This is a genomic window from Salinicoccus luteus DSM 17002, assembly GCF_000712035.1.
GTDB classification, from domain to species: domain Bacteria; phylum Bacillota; class Bacilli; order Staphylococcales; family Salinicoccaceae; genus Salinicoccus; species Salinicoccus luteus.
In genome coordinates this window covers 30,669-44,286 of the sequence record NZ_JONV01000010.1, presented here as the reverse complement: position 1 = coordinate 44,286, position 13,618 = coordinate 30,669, and the positions used below count along the sequence as shown (strand labels likewise).

The 13,618-nt window shown below is 49.7% G+C and carries 16 protein-coding genes; 5 read left to right on the top strand and 11 right to left on the bottom strand.

Annotated features, from left to right (window positions below; genetic code table 11):
* The first annotated feature begins 37 nt into the window (after nt 1-37).
* Nucleotides 38-445: a potassium channel family protein gene (locus BO53_RS13405; RefSeq protein ID WP_037342058.1), complete on the top strand. Its 408-nt coding sequence runs from the start codon at nt 38-40 to the stop codon at nt 443-445.
* Nucleotides 446-459: 14 nt separating this feature from the next.
* Here BO53_RS13405 and BO53_RS0108230 read toward each other — a convergent pair whose 3' ends face one another.
* Entirely contained in the window at nt 460-1,644 is a 1,185-nt protein-coding gene (locus BO53_RS0108230; protein ID WP_031547186.1) for a dicarboxylate/amino acid:cation symporter, read from the bottom strand.
* Between the two features lie 85 nt (nt 1,645-1,729).
* A complete protein-coding gene (locus tag BO53_RS0108225) occupies nt 1,730-2,245 on the bottom strand; it encodes a GNAT family N-acetyltransferase (RefSeq protein WP_031547184.1) in 516 nt (171 codons plus the stop codon).
* Nucleotides 2,246-2,350: 105 nt separating this feature from the next.
* Between BO53_RS0108225 and BO53_RS0108220 the strand changes: the two genes are divergently transcribed.
* Nucleotides 2,351-2,635 carry a hypothetical protein gene (locus tag BO53_RS0108220; RefSeq protein ID WP_031547183.1) on the top strand — a complete coding sequence of 95 codons (285 nt, stop codon included), beginning with the start codon at nt 2,351-2,353 and terminating at the stop codon, nt 2,633-2,635.
* A 39-nt stretch (nt 2,636-2,674) separates the two neighbouring features.
* Here the strand turns inward: BO53_RS0108220 and queF are convergent, their stop codons facing one another.
* The 5 genes from queF to queC form a co-directional block, all read right to left on the bottom strand.
* Entirely contained in the window at nt 2,675-3,163 is a 489-nt protein-coding gene (gene queF / locus BO53_RS0108215; protein ID WP_031547181.1) for a preQ(1) synthase, read from the bottom strand.
* A 115-nt stretch (nt 3,164-3,278) separates the two neighbouring features.
* Nucleotides 3,279-3,974 (bottom strand): DsbA family oxidoreductase, encoded by a 696-nt coding sequence (locus tag BO53_RS0108210; protein WP_037342056.1) that lies wholly within the window; start codon nt 3,972-3,974, stop codon nt 3,279-3,281.
* Nucleotides 3,975-4,057: 83 nt separating this feature from the next.
* A complete protein-coding gene (gene queE / locus BO53_RS0108205; protein ID WP_031547178.1) occupies nt 4,058-4,777 on the bottom strand; it encodes a 7-carboxy-7-deazaguanine synthase QueE in 720 nt (239 codons plus the stop codon).
* Nucleotides 4,774-5,187, bottom strand: a complete 414-nt coding sequence (queD, locus tag BO53_RS0108200; protein ID WP_245608220.1) for a 6-carboxytetrahydropterin synthase QueD — start codon at nt 5,185-5,187, stop codon at nt 4,774-4,776. Before queD ends, queE begins: the two co-directional genes overlap by 4 nt.
* Before the next feature lie 2 nt (nt 5,188-5,189).
* Nucleotides 5,190-5,846, bottom strand: a complete 657-nt coding sequence (gene queC, locus BO53_RS0108195) for a 7-cyano-7-deazaguanine synthase QueC (protein WP_031547175.1) — start codon at nt 5,844-5,846, stop codon at nt 5,190-5,192.
* A 182-nt stretch (nt 5,847-6,028) separates the two neighbouring features.
* Here queC and ggt point away from each other — a divergent pair, with 182 nt between their 5' ends.
* Together ggt and trhO are read left to right on the top strand one after the other, a co-directional pair.
* Complete coding sequence (ggt, locus tag BO53_RS0108190) at nt 6,029-7,741, top strand: gamma-glutamyltransferase (RefSeq protein WP_031547172.1); 1,713 nt, start codon at nt 6,029-6,031, stop codon at nt 7,739-7,741.
* Nucleotides 7,742-7,891: 150 nt separating this feature from the next.
* Complete coding sequence (trhO, locus tag BO53_RS0108185; protein ID WP_031547170.1) at nt 7,892-8,848, top strand: oxygen-dependent tRNA uridine(34) hydroxylase TrhO; 957 nt, start codon at nt 7,892-7,894, stop codon at nt 8,846-8,848.
* 45 nt (nt 8,849-8,893) lie between these two features.
* Here the strand turns inward: trhO and BO53_RS0108180 are convergent, their stop codons facing one another.
* The 4 genes from BO53_RS0108180 to BO53_RS13895 all read right to left on the bottom strand — a co-directional run bounded on the left by BO53_RS0108180 (nt 8,894) and on the right by BO53_RS13895 (nt 12,002).
* Nucleotides 8,894-9,883 (bottom strand): acrylyl-CoA reductase family protein, encoded by a 990-nt coding sequence (locus tag BO53_RS0108180; protein ID WP_031547169.1) that lies wholly within the window; start codon nt 9,881-9,883, stop codon nt 8,894-8,896.
* Between the two features lie 115 nt (nt 9,884-9,998).
* Entirely contained in the window at nt 9,999-10,943 is a 945-nt protein-coding gene (locus BO53_RS0108175; RefSeq protein ID WP_031547168.1) for a bile acid:sodium symporter family protein, read from the bottom strand.
* A 133-nt stretch (nt 10,944-11,076) separates the two neighbouring features.
* Nucleotides 11,077-11,715 carry an O-methyltransferase gene (locus BO53_RS0108170; RefSeq protein ID WP_031547167.1) on the bottom strand — a complete coding sequence of 213 codons (639 nt, stop codon included), beginning with the start codon at nt 11,713-11,715 and terminating at the stop codon, nt 11,077-11,079.
* A gap of 125 nt (nt 11,716-11,840) precedes the next feature.
* Complete coding sequence (locus tag BO53_RS13895; protein ID WP_156956120.1) at nt 11,841-12,002, bottom strand: hypothetical protein; 162 nt, start codon at nt 12,000-12,002, stop codon at nt 11,841-11,843.
* Nucleotides 12,003-12,129: 127 nt separating this feature from the next.
* Here BO53_RS13895 and BO53_RS0108160 point away from each other — a divergent pair, with 127 nt between their 5' ends.
* Nucleotides 12,130-13,605, top strand: a complete 1,476-nt coding sequence (locus BO53_RS0108160; RefSeq protein ID WP_031547166.1) for an MDR family MFS transporter — start codon at nt 12,130-12,132, stop codon at nt 13,603-13,605.
* The last annotated feature ends 13 nt before the right edge of the window (nt 13,606-13,618 follow it).

Below are 13,618 nucleotides of genomic sequence, written 5' to 3'. Positions count from 1 at the left end.
ACCATTATAAACAACTTTTTGATTTTGGGGGAATTCGATGACTCAAGCTTTTCTAGGCATTCTTGTTGTTCTTATATTGTTTCAGCTGGGCGCATTCGTCAAGAAGAAGGGCGATATGAAGGATACCCATAAGTTTTCTCTCCAGTGGCCGCTCTATCTGTACATACTCACTGTACTGCTCTCCACCATGCTCATATTTGCTGTAATATATTACATTTCTTCTGTCTATACCCCCATTCTTAAAGTGGGACACACGGGGGAACTGATCACTGACTATACATTCATGCAGATCCTCTACTACAGTGGGGTTACACTCCTGTCAATAGGGTATGGAGACCTGGTGCCCGTGGGCCCCATACGTTTCATATCCATATTTGAAGGATTTCTGGGCATCGTTCTCCCCACCGTCATCTTCATTAAGGAAATAACAAAAGACCGCAAATAGCGGTCTTTTTCACGTCATCTATTCAATTTCTGTTCGTACGCATCGATGATGCCGCTGACTGCACCATCTCCTGTGATGTTTGCCGCAGTACCGAAGCTGTCCTGAGCCATGTACAGGGCAATCATGAATGCAACGGCCGCTTCAGTGAAGCCAAGATTCGTCATAAGTACACCGCTTGCTGCCATGATGGCCCCTCCGGGTACGCCCGGTGCCGCAATCATTACAACCCCAAGCAGCATGATTGTTCCAAGCATCGTGAAGAAGCCTGGGAGTTCATAGTCCGGCAGTACCGACATGACTGCAATGGAACAGCTGACGATTGTGATTGTACTTCCCGAAAGGTGGATATTTGCACACAATGGAATGACGAAGTCTGCAATCCTGTTGCGGATACCGTTCTCCTTCGTCTGTCTCAGTGTGACAGGTATCGTTGCAGCACTGCTCATCGTACCCAATGCTGTAAAGTAGGCGGGCATCATCGTCTTCACCATCTTTAATGGATTCTTCCCGATTAATGCACCGGCTATCGTATACTGTATGGTAATCCAAACCCAGTGGAGCAGTATCGCCACAAGAAGCACAACACCGAATACAGCAAGCGTGTCAAATACCGTCCCCTGTGATGCCATTCCTGCGAATACACCTGCGATGTAGAAAGGAAGGATTGGAATGACGACCTTTTCGATCAGGAACTCAACGATGTTCTTCCCTTCTTCGAACCATCTCTGCATGAGTTCCGACTTCGTAAGTGTAATGACAATCCCGAAAGCAAATGCCAGAACAAGCGCTGTGAGGATGTCCATGAGCGGTGCGATTTCAAATTCGAAGAACGGTTCGAGCCCTGCACCTTCCTCAGGAACACTCCCCCCATCAGTGATGCGCGGCATGACCATCATTGCCACCAGATACGCCAGGATGCCGGCACCGAGTGTTGATATGTATGCTGTACCCAATGTTGCCCCGACCACCTTGCCGGACCCTGCTCCAATCCTTGAAATTCCGTTGGCGATGAAGAAAAGGATGATCAATGGAATCATGAAGAATATGAAGCTTCCCAGAATAGATTCCAAAGTAAGCAGCAGCCTGACCAAAAACGCCAGCACCGACTCCATTCCCCCTGATGCATCCACACCATAATACAGTGCACCGATTCCGATACCGACAACGATACCGGCAATCAGCTTGAGTAGTAGTTTCACTTAAAAATTCCTCCTATTTTCATTAATTCCACTCTTCATCTTACACTATACACCCCGGGAAAAAAACCAAATTGTGAATGCGCATTCAATACCTGTTCCCAAAAACTTTTTCATAGGCGACATACCAGTCGTCGTCATTATCATCCAGATGCAGTTTCCCTTTGAAAGTATATCCGTTCTTTTCGAACTGCTTCTGCATCCTTTCGTTTTCAAGGGAAGTATCCGTATGGATGGCTCTGATGCCTTCCGCTTCAAGCTGCGCTTCGACTGCCGCCATCATTTTGCGGGCAATGCCCCGCCCCTGCCTTGAAGGGTCCACTGCCATACGGTGCATCGCCTTGCTTTCCGTCCGCGGCACTTCCCAGTCTATTCTGTCATACTGCTCAGGATGGTCGTCATCCACGACGACGAAACCATCCAGGGCGCCGTCCTCTTCATATACATATAATGACCCCGCTTCCACATCCCTGCTGAAGCGGTTCTGATTGGGATAGGCCTCACTCCATTGTGTATTTCCCGCACCAACCATCAGCGGGACCACCTTTTCCTTTATCTCCATGACTCTTTCCAGATCTTCATGCACTGCTTTTCTGATACCCATAAAGAACCTCCTAGTTTTTCTATAATTCACCATTTTCTATTTTCTCATATCCATATTATAGTGTATAATGTGGATGAAATGAATACGAAGGGGAATTTTATAATTATGTTCAAATTCGACAAATATACACTGCCCTACCACATTACCAACATGATCTTCTATGTGTTTACACTTGCAGTAATCGGGTTCATCTATGTATATATATTCTACCCGCCGCTCTCCGATGTCGCTACACAGGAATTCTTTGCCACTTTCGGTTTGCGTGAGTTCGGTGGCCTGTTCTTCTTCCTGCTGCTGATCATTACACCACTGCTGGTCCTGTATGGTGCCGGCCATCATCTGTACAAGATTGTCACCTACAATCGGTCCGGCCGTACCGCTTCAGAATAGAAAAGGAGCCCTTCCGGGCTCCTTTATTTTTGCCATCAATTATCTGTTATCCACTTTTTCAGGATACATATCATGGTTCATCATGCGGTAGTCCGCCATTTCTTCATACTTCGTCCCAGGGCGGCCATAGTTGCAGTAGGGGTCGATGGAGATGCCGCCACGTGGCGTAAACTTGCCCCATATTTCGATGTACTTCGGATCCATAAGCTTCACCAGGTCGTCCATGATCATATTAACGCTGCTCTCATGGAATCCCCCGTGGTTCCTATAGCTGAAAAGATAAAGTTTCAGCGCTTTGCTTTCCACCATTTTGACATCCGGGATATAGCTGATATACAGTGTTGCAAAATCAGGCTGACCGGTTATCGGACATAGCGTCGTAAACTCCGGACAATTGAATTTGACGAAATAGTCCCGTCCCGGATACTTATTGTCGAATGTCTCGAGGACATCCGGATTGTAGTCAAAATCATACTTTACGTTCTGGTTGCCCAGAAGACTCAAATCCTGTGTATTTTCTTCACTCATCATTCCTGCTCCTTTTCATACATCAAGGGCCATGAGGCTTCTCCGGCCACATGGCCCTTCATGTGTCCTAGTTTTTTATAGAGGGTAGCTAAGGGACCTCTATATTGAATTTTTACTACTCACAGCCGTCTCTGCCACAGGATGCACCATCATCTCCACCCAGGTCGACAAGCGGCTTCTCCTCCTCGTGGGCCTTTTCGATCGCTTCGAGGAAGGCTTCCGGAGGTTGTGCACCGGATACACCATATTTGCGGTTGATGACAAAGAACGGCACGCCTTGGGCGCCCAGCCGAGTGGCTTCATTCTGTTCCGAGATGACCGTTTCCTTGTAGTCATTCGAACCGAGCATCTCCTCCACTGCCGTCGTGTCCATCCCGATGGTCTGTGCAATCTCCAGAATCACCTCTGCCCGGGCGACATTTCTGCCCTCTGTGAAATATGCATGGTAGAGATGATCCAGTGCTTCGCCGTCCTTCCCTTCCGCTTCCGCCATCTTGATCAGGCGGTGGGCGTCCATGGTGTTGGAAGGTACGACCGCATCCATATTGAATTCGAGTCCGGCAGCCTCTGCCGCCCGGCTGACCTGCCGGTTCATCTGTCTTGCTTCTTCCAGGCTCTTTCCGTACTTTTTGGCCAGCAGTTCAGCCATGCTCTGATCCGGTTCTGTGGATGCCGCCGGATCAAGGCGGAAACTCTTATGGACGACATTTACTTCATCTTTTGACTCGAACCGTTCAAGTCCCGCTTCAAAGTTGCGCTTGCCTATATAACAGAATGGACAGCCGATGTCCGACCAGATTTCAATTTCCATAACCCTGCCTCCTTCAATGAATATATCCTGTGCACATTATAACAATTCAAGGGCATCCTCTTCCTGTCAAATGCCTGCAGCCTTTAGACGCCCTGTTTGTTGCTCCACAGCAGCGTATGCAGCTGCGGCAGCACTTTCGTATCATTCATGCGTGGATCGGCCATGGTCATATCGACGAGATGCTCGTAGCGTTCAAGCAGTTTGAAGGTATGGCCTTCGACATTATCACCCAAGTATGGGTTGCCCACCTGGAGATAGAAATCCACATCCGGATATCTCCGGTGGACATCCGCTGCATATTCAAAATCCTTATCGTCGAAGACGACAACCTTGAGGTTGTAGTGGGCGGGGCCTTCATCCAGACCCGCCATCACCTTTTCGAGTTTTTCGAAATCGGTATTCATGCCTGAACTCGGCGGTTTCGGACTGATGGTCACATCGTCGACTTCTGCGAGCCACCCCTGGAATACCGTTCCCTGCGTTTCCACGGCCAACGCGATGCCACGCGACTTGGCCTTCTCCACAAACTCCTGCATATTCTTGAGCAGTGCCGGGTTCCCTCCGGATATCGTTACATGATTGTAGTTGCCCGGTGCAAGGTCATCCAGCGTGGCCAATATGTCGTCGGCGGTCATCATGCGGATCTTGTCCTTCTGACTGCCGTCCCAGGTGAATGCTGAATCACACCAGCTGCAGCTGTAGTCGCATCCCGCCGTCCTGACGAACATGGTCTTCTGTCCGATGACTGCGCCTTCCCCCTGGAATGTGGGACCGAAAATTTCAAGTACTGGCACTTTCATTATTTCCGACTCTCCTTGGGACGATAGATGACATAGCTTGTCGGTGTCTCCTGGAGATACACCTGCAGGCATACCGGCCGGTTCTCCAGGCCGCCGACAAATTCCGCCACCATCTCATATATGGTCTCCGCCAACGTCTCGGATGTCGGCGGCCGCTCCTGGAACCGTTCGTGTTCGTTGAGCAGTGTATGGTCGAATGCATCGCTGATCAGGGATTTGAGCGATGAAAAGTTGACCAGGAATCCAAGGTCATCGAGGTCGTCACCGGCAATCGTGATATTGACGAAGTAGGTATGGCCGTGGACTTTGCTGCATTTTCCCGCACGGTCATCAGGAATAAAGTGTGCCGCTGAAAAGTTCAGATCCTTGTTGAGTTCATATTTATAATCATGCTCGGGTGTCTTATAGCTCATCATTACAACTCCTTTTCGTTCAGATATGCATGCAGTCCTGCGTTTCTCAGGTTGCATGCCGGGCATTCTCCACACCCGTCTCCAATGACGCCCTCATAGCACGTCAATGTTCTATTTCTTATATAATCGAGCTGGCCGTATTCATCGGCCAGTGCCCATGTCTGTTTCTTATCCAGCCACATTAGAGGTGTTTCGATGACGAAATTCCGGTCCATCGCAAGGTTCGCAGTGACATTCATCGATTTGATGAAAATATCACGACAGTCCGGATAGCCGCTGAAGTCCGTCTCGCATACACCTGTAATGATCGTCCCGGCACCTGTCTGGTAGCCGAGGGCGGTGGCGAAGGAGAGGAAGAGCATGTTTCTGGCAGGCACAAATGTATTCGGCACGGCCTCATCCTCTGACTGGGCAATATCCATCCCATGCTCGGTCAGCGCATTCGGGCTCAGCTGGCCAAGCAGAGACATATCAAGCACATGATGCTTGAGCCCCTGCTCCTCTGCAATGCTCTTTGCCACTTCAATCTCTTTACTGTGGCGCTGTCCGTAATCAAATGTCACCAGTTCCACTGCATCATAGTTTGCCATAGCATGGAACATGCATGTCGTACTATCCTGTCCGCCGGAGAAAACAACGAGTGCTTTGTTTCTGTCCATTCATCATCTACCTCTCATCATTCGATATCCAATTATATGATTTTACCAATTTTCATGGTGAATTTCCACTCTTCGAACCTTTTATTCCTCATCCTTCAGGCTGAAAATTGTGTTTATCCCCGCACTTTTTAGGTTATGAAACTATAACTCGATTTACAAAAGAAGGACAGGAGAGATTTAAAATGGCAAATCTGAAAGAGATTTTTGAGGCCCAGGAAAAATATTATGATACAGGCAACCAGATCAAGGGGGACACCGGCAGATACGGCATGGTCGCAAGTGCCATCAAGGAAGCCACCCATGCCGGCAACCAGATGCTGGATCAGGGCGGCAACGCATTCGATGCACTCATTGCGGTGCAGCTTGCCCTGTCCGTCGTCGAAGGCATGAATACCGGCATCGGCGCAGGCGGCTTCATCGTATGCTACGATAGGGAGAATGAGGAGACGAAGGTCATCAACGCCCATTCCAGAGCGCCTGCCGAACTTGAATCGGATTGTTTCCTGGATAAAGAAGGAGAAGCCATTCCATTCGACAAACGGTCCACCCATGGCAGTTCCGTCGGTGTCCCCGGCATCATGAAAGGGCTCAAGCACCTGCATGAAAACTATGCCACCCTGCCGCTTGAGACATTGATTGGGCCAGCCATCGAACTGGCCGAATCGGATTTCCGTGTAAATTCGCTATGGGAACGTACACTCGACCTGTTCGAGCACCGCCTCGGGGAGGAAGCCCGGAAAAAATTCGTGCCGGGCGGCAAACCGCTCAGGGAAGGGGATACCATCACCCAGCCCGAACTCGCCAAAACTTTGAAGACCATCAGGGATGAAGGGTTCGACTCCGTCTATGAGGGCAAGATTGCCGACGCCATCGTGGACGCCGTAGAAGAACAGGGCGGTGTCATGACCCATCAGGATCTGATCAATTATCATGTCAAAATTGAAGAACCCTTATGGAGCCGCTATAAGGGATTCGACATCGCCATGCCTCCGCCGCCGAGCGGTGGCGGAATTGCCGTTGCCCAGCAGCTGAAAATACTGGAAAACCTTGGTATTTCACAATACGACCCGCACTCTCCAGAAAAGTATCACCTGCTCGCCCAGACAATCCAGCTGGCCCTGGCCGATAAGAATACCCATATCGGCGATGCCGATTTCCATGAACTGCCAATGGATGGACTGCTGAATGAGGACTATATTAAAGAACGCATCAAGTTGATATCGGAAGAGAATGAAGCAAAAGAATACGAAGCAGGTGATCCTTGGAAGTACCAGCCGGGCAGGGACGGCACGATTGAAACTGACAGGTACGCGGACAATGAAGGAATGGAAACGACGCACTTCACTGCCGTGGATCAGTGGGGCAATGTTGCAGCCTGCACCTCTTCCATAGAGCGCATTTTTGGATCCGGCATCATGGTACCGGATCACGGCTTCCTCATGAACAACGACTTGACCGATTTCGAAACAGAACCCGACAAGGTCAACGGACCGAATGGACACAAGTATCCGACAAGCTCAAAATGTCCGACGATACTGTTCCATGAAGGGCAACCGTTCTTTACACTCGGTTCCCCGGGGGCCCAGACGATTGTTGCCTCCGTCGCCCAAACCATCATAAACATCATAGACTACAACATGTCACTGGATGAGGCGATTAAGGAGCCGAGAATATATGTGACACGCGATCTCGCTACCCAGTGGGAGGATGGCCTTGAAAAAGAGGTGCTGGAGGCACTGGAGAAGCTGGGTTATGACTTCGATCAGTCGTACCGGAAAGAAACTGCGGATACGCGCCTCGGGGATGTACAGGCAATCATGATCGACCAGACGAACGGACACAAACTCTACGGTGCAGCCGACTCGCCACGCCCGGGAGGTGCTGAAGGTCTGTAGTCCGAACGAATTGAATAATTTTTGACAGGTGTAAAAAGTCCTTTCAAATGCATTGTTTAATTGATATAATAAACAATTGCATGAAAGGACTTTTATTCCATGCAGCTATCAGGTATATCCTGCAAATATAATTGATAGGTGGAAAAGACAATGAAATATCAAGTTTTACTCTATTACTACTACACAGACATTGAAGATCCCGAAGCATTCTCAGAGGAGCATCTTGATCTGTGCAAAGGAATGAACCTCAAAGGACGCATTCTCGTCGCCAATGAAGGTATAAACGGTACCGTCTCAGGAACTGTGGAAGATACCGAAAAGTATATGGAATACATGAAGCGCCATCCCCTGTTCGATGGCATCGTGTTCAAGATCGACGCCTCGGAAGGCCATGCCTTCAAAAAGATGCATGTACGTCCGCGTCCGGAACTCGTCAACCTCAGCCTCGAGGATGATATCGATCCGCGCGAACTGACAGGCGAGTATCTTGACCCGAAAGATTTCTATGAACAGATGCAGGATGAAAATACAATCGTCCTGGATGCAAGAAACACCTATGAATATGATGTCGGCCATTTCCGTGGCGCCATCCGTCCGGATGTCGAGGCATTCCGTGAACTGCCGGAATGGGTCAAGGAGAACCGTGAAATGCTTGAGGGCAAGCGCATCCTGACATACTGCACTGGCGGCATCCGCTGTGAAAAGTTCTCAGGCTGGCTGAAGCGGGAAGGATTCGACGATGTCGGTCAACTCCATGGCGGCATCGCAACATACAGTAAAGACCCCGAGGTCAAAGGACAGCACTGGGACGGCATGATGTATGTCTTTGATGAAAGACTGACTGTACCTGTGAACCAGGTGGAGCATAATATCGTCGGCCGCGACCATTTCGATGGCACTCCATGTGAACGTTATATCAACTGTGCAAATCCCGAGTGCAACGACCAGATCCTCGCCTCCGAAGAAAACGAAGCGAAGCACCTTGGCGGCTGCTCCCTGGAATGCACAAAGCATCCAAGAAACAGATATGTCATCGAAAATGATCTGTCGGCAGACGAAGTGAATGCCCAGATTAAAGTACTTGAAGAAGAGGCTTACGCCAAATAAAAGAAAATCCCTTCATCCATGAACAGATTGGATGAAGGGATCTTTTTATTGGAATTTGACGATGATACGGCCACGGACGCGGCCTTTAAGAATATCTCGCAAAGTGTCCGGCAGTTCTTCGAGCGATACTTCATGGGAGATATGGGTTTCCAGTGCAGAAGGTTTCATGTCCCCTGCCAAGCTTTCCCATACTTTCACCCTGCGTTCCATCGGATATTTGACGGAATCGATGCCGAGCCAGTTTATTGCCCGGGAAATGAAGGGCAGTACCGTCGTCTCCACTTCGATGCCGCCGGCCAGCCCGCAAGTCGCGACTGAACCGCCATAATCGAGGCTGCTCAGGATATACTGCAGGGTTTTACCTCCCACCGGGTCGATTGCCGCCTTCCATTGCCGCTTTCTGGTCGACTTCCCGTCCGTGTCGGTCACTTCATCACGATGGATGACTTTGGCCGCACCGAGGGATTTCAGGTATTCCGCTTCTTCCGTCCGTCCTGTGCTTGCGACGACATCGTAGCCCTTGTCGGAAAGCATATTGATGGCGAGGCTGCCGACTCCACCGCTCGCTCCATCGACGAGCACTTTGCCCGGGCCAGGTTCGAGCCCATTCTCTTCCAGCCTCTGGATGCACAACGCAGCCGTGAACCCTGCAGTGCCAAGCTCCATCGCTTCCTTCAGCGTCAGTCCTTCCGGCAGTGTCACGACCCATTCCGCAGGAATTCTCGCGACTTCACTGAAACCACCGCTATGCCGTGTGCCGATATAGTAGCTGGTGGCAATCACTTCATCCCCTTCCTTGAAACGCTCGTCTTCAGAAGAGATCACCGTTCCAGCAAGGTCGATGCCCGGAACCAGCGGGAATGTTTCAGCGATGCTGCCTGTCACCGCCACCATACCATCTTTATAGTTGACGCTTGAATAGGCAACTTTAATCGTCACTTCCCCATCAGACAAATCATCCATACCGATTTCCTTAATATCCATCACTGTTTCTTCGTCGACCTGGTCGACGACCAATGCTTTGAATCGCTCCATATGTAGCCTCCTCATAAAATGATAAAACTTCAATATTTTCCTATACCCGTTCTCGCACTATTTATGTAGGTGTCATTGTAAAAATTAAAGACAGCTCAACGCCGACTGTCTGGCTTCAATAGTTTCTATACGCCTGATACCGAATCATCGCTTTGCTCGCGAAGGAGGCGATCAGCTGCTGGAAAAGCATGCAGAACACCACCGGCATCGCGACTTTCGGCGGAAAATAGGCAGTGGCGATGACCACCCCTACCGAAATATTCCTCATCCCCACATTATAGGTGAAGGTCGTAACGATGGATGGTTCCTTCAGCAGGTAGTGTCCGGTAGCCAGTGCGAAGGCATACGCAGATAAAGTAATGAACAGGACAAGGAGCAGTATGCCGACGATTTCCCATGAAAATTCCTGAAGATAGGGGGCGATGACACTGCCGTTGATCATGATGATGAGCAGCAGGCTTATTTTTGAAAAAGGTGCCAGTTGCCTTCCCAATGTGTCCTTCACACTGCCGCGTGTCACTTCGTTCATCATGATGCCGGCCAGGGTCGGCAATACGATCATCCACAGCAATCCCATGATCAGGGCCCCGGAATCGATGGTAACGGCTGTGCCTGCAACTGCTACAAGTATGAGCGGCAGTATCAGCGGGGCGAGCAGTGTATCCAGCAGAATGATGGAGAGTGCAAGCGGCAGATTGCCTCGGGTGATGGTTACCCATATGACTGAAGTCACACCTGTCGGTACCGCCACCGCCAGTGTGAATCCGACGGTCAGAAGGGAATCATCCAGCAGGATAGTCGACAGCATATATCCCCACAGGGGCATCAGGATATGCAAGAACAGAATGCTCAGCAGTATCGCCTTCGGATATTTTGCGACCATTTTGAAGTCCTTGAAATCCATGCCCAGCGCCCCTGTGAAGGTCATGAAGGCAAAAAACCATGGAATCAGAAAGAGGAAGTGCGTCCCGACTTCGCCGAGCACCACCCCGATGATGAGACTGAGCGGCGTGAGGACCGCAATCCATTTTTGAATGAAAGCGTTGAAACGCGTCAGCATCGTATCCCCTTCTTTACAGTTTTATTATACTCTACCATAACGGCCACCCGCCGATAAGAGCGCCAATAAAAAGCTCAGTATCAATCCACTTTAGTAGGTTGATACTGAGCTTTTTAATTTGTATACTTTTCGGTTAATCCAATACTGCCATGACGAACCCGTCGTGTCCTCTGCTGCCTACTGTCTGAACTGCTGTCGCATCTACACGGGGATGTTCTGTAAGAATCTGCAGGAAACGCTGCATTTTGGGGCATTTCGCCTCTTCCTCTTCAAACGATTCCATGATCTTACGTTCCGTTACGATGACCGAGCCGCTCTTGGCCATGTTGATTGCCGCTTCAAGGTAATCCGGATAATGCTGCTGATTTGCATTGATATAGATGAAATCAAAGCGTGGATATCCTCTCTCAAGCAATTTCGGCAATGTATTTTCCGCCGGCGCCTCGATGACTTCAACCTTGTCATCCAGTTCAGCAGCCATAATGTGCTCGAACGCTGTTTTTGCATATTCAGGGTTGGACTCGATGGTGGCCATCCTGCCATCTTCCGGCAGTGCCTTACCCAGCCATAATGTACTGTAGCCACTCAATGTGCCTATTTCCAACACCGTTTTTGCACCTTTGATTCTCGCCAATAACTGAAGAAACTTTCCTTGGCCACTCGTCGCTTCGGTTCTTTCTTCTTCGTTTTCGAGAATTCCCGTAATTACCTCATCATCAGCATTCAGCTGGGAAGTAAAGTACGCGTCCACATCATTCCAAAGTTTGGACATGTTAAATAGTTCGCCTCCGTATTTTGTATACACTTAATTTATAGTACATTTCAATATTTTCCGAATATTTAAGAAATATACTATAGTTTTGCATACTACACTAAAAGTGTATGAATTGCAAACCTTTATTTGTACTTTTTCACTATTTTTTTGATTCGGCTGTCCGGACCATATTTGCTGCTTACCATCCTGCGCGCTTCGATCTGCGACTTTGCCCGGGCCTCCCTGGTATAATCGGCACCGTCTTTTTCGAATGTCACAATGAAGCATTCTGTACCACATCTCATGTGCTCGGCTCCTTTTTCTGGATATTCACAAGTCGTAACCCTTGTGTAATCCCTCCATTCATAATAGTATATTCAAATGCACTTGTGCATCAAACATTCAAATCCAATACATACAGGAGACCTATACATGGAAAACAACACCAACAGCCAATATGAATATCTATCGGATAATCCCGATATCAAAACCCTCCCGATCATGCTTTCGCTCATCATCGGGGCGTTTTTTGCGATTCTAAATGAGACACTGCTCAATATCGCCCTGACGACACTGATGACTGAATTCAACATCACGCTGCCAACCGTACAGTGGATGGCAACAGGCTTCATGCTCGTCATGGGAATCGTCATCCCTGTCTCGGCCCTTCTGCTCCAATGGTTCACCACCCGCCAGCTCTTTTTGGGCACGATGATCATATTCACCATCGGAACGACCATCGCCGCCTCCGCCCCGACATTCGGCATTCTTCTGACAGGACGCCTGATACAGGCCGTCGGTACCGGAATGCTGATGCCGATCATGTTCAATGTATTCCTGCTCATGTACCCGCCCCATAAACGGGGCAGAATCATGGGAATCGTCGGGCTCGTCATCATGTTCGCACCGGCCATCGGCCCGACACTTTCCGGCATCATCGTAGAATACCTCGGATGGCGCTTCCTGTTCATTACAGTCATTCCGTTCTCATTATTCTCCGTAGTGTTCGCGTACTTCTTCCTGGTCAATGTATCGGAAGTGACCCGGCCCAAAATCGACATCCCATCCATCGTTTTTTCCACTGTCGGTTTCGGCGCCACCATTTATGGATTCAGCTCGGTCGGAGAGAGTGAAGCCGGCTTCCTGAGCCCGGAAGTCCTTCTTTTCCTCCTTTTGGGGGTTTCCGGCATCTTCCTGTTTGCCTACCGGCAGCTGCGCCTGGACGAGCCCATTATGGATTTGAGGGTATTCAAATACCCGATGTACCGTCATGCCGTCATCATGTTCCTGATCATCATCATGACCATGTTTGCCTCGGAAATCATTCTGCCGATCTACATGCAGGGACCTCTGGCACTGAGTGCCGTCACTGCGGGCATTCTCCTGCTTCCCGGAAGTCTGCTGAACGGCGCCCTCTCGCCTTTCATGGGACAGCTGTTCGATAAGGTCGGTCCGAGACCGATGATGATTCCCGCGACGCTTGTACTGAGCGGCACCATGTTCATGATGAGCCGCCTGGATACCGACAGTTCCGTATGGATGATCGTCATCGGCTTCCTGCTGCTCATGGTTTCGGTTTCGGTCATCATGATGCCTGCCCAGACCAATGGACTCAACCAGCTGCCGAAACGGCTCTACCCGCACGGCACCGCTGTCATTTCCACCTTGCAGCCAATAGCCGGTGCCATAGGCGTTTCGGTCTTCATCAGCATTCTCAATGCAAGACAGGCCAGCTACCTCTCAAATGCAGAAACACCTGAGGACCCCGCAACAATCGACCTCGCCATGGTCGCGGGTGTGGAGCTCGTATACTTCATCGCCTTCATCGTTTCCATCATTGCGGCAGTGATGGCACTGCGTGTATATCGTGCCCGGCCGGACGACATTGCAGATACAAATGTCGAATAGAAAAAGTGCCCCA

Excerpts from the sequence above, each read along its gene's own strand:
- BO53_RS0108220 (WP_031547183.1), top strand. The coding sequence starts at position 2,351 with ATGTTCAAATTCGACAAATATACACTGCCCTACCACATTACCAACATG.
- trhO (WP_031547170.1), top strand. The coding sequence starts at position 7,892 with ATGAAATATCAAGTTTTACTCTATTACTACTACACAGACATTGAAGAT.
- ggt (WP_031547172.1), top strand. The coding sequence starts at position 6,029 with ATGGCAAATCTGAAAGAGATTTTTGAGGCCCAGGAAAAATATTATGAT.
- queF (WP_031547181.1), bottom strand. The coding sequence starts at position 3,163 with ATGAGTGAAGAAAATACACAGGATTTGAGTCTTCTGGGCAACCAGAAC.
- BO53_RS0108225 (WP_031547184.1), bottom strand. The coding sequence starts at position 2,245 with ATGGGTATCAGAAAAGCAGTGCATGAAGATCTGGAAAGAGTCATGGAG.
- BO53_RS13405 (WP_037342058.1), top strand. The coding sequence starts at position 38 with ATGACTCAAGCTTTTCTAGGCATTCTTGTTGTTCTTATATTGTTTCAG.
- BO53_RS0108180 (WP_031547169.1), bottom strand. The coding sequence starts at position 9,883 with ATGGAGCGATTCAAAGCATTGGTCGTCGACCAGGTCGACGAAGAAACA.
- queC (WP_031547175.1), bottom strand. The coding sequence starts at position 5,846 with ATGGACAGAAACAAAGCACTCGTTGTTTTCTCCGGCGGACAGGATAGT.
- BO53_RS0108210 (WP_037342056.1), bottom strand. The coding sequence starts at position 3,974 with ATGGAAATTGAAATCTGGTCGGACATCGGCTGTCCATTCTGTTATATA.
- BO53_RS0108170 (WP_031547167.1), bottom strand. The coding sequence starts at position 11,715 with ATGTCCAAACTTTGGAATGATGTGGACGCGTACTTTACTTCCCAGCTG.
- BO53_RS0108175 (WP_031547168.1), bottom strand. The coding sequence starts at position 10,943 with ATGCTGACGCGTTTCAACGCTTTCATTCAAAAATGGATTGCGGTCCTC.
- queD (WP_245608220.1), bottom strand. The coding sequence starts at position 5,187 with ATGAGCTATAAGACACCCGAGCATGATTATAAATATGAACTCAACAAG.
- BO53_RS0108160 (WP_031547166.1), top strand. The coding sequence starts at position 12,130 with ATGGAAAACAACACCAACAGCCAATATGAATATCTATCGGATAATCCC.
- BO53_RS13895 (WP_156956120.1), bottom strand. The coding sequence starts at position 12,002 with ATGAGATGTGGTACAGAATGCTTCATTGTGACATTCGAAAAAGACGGT.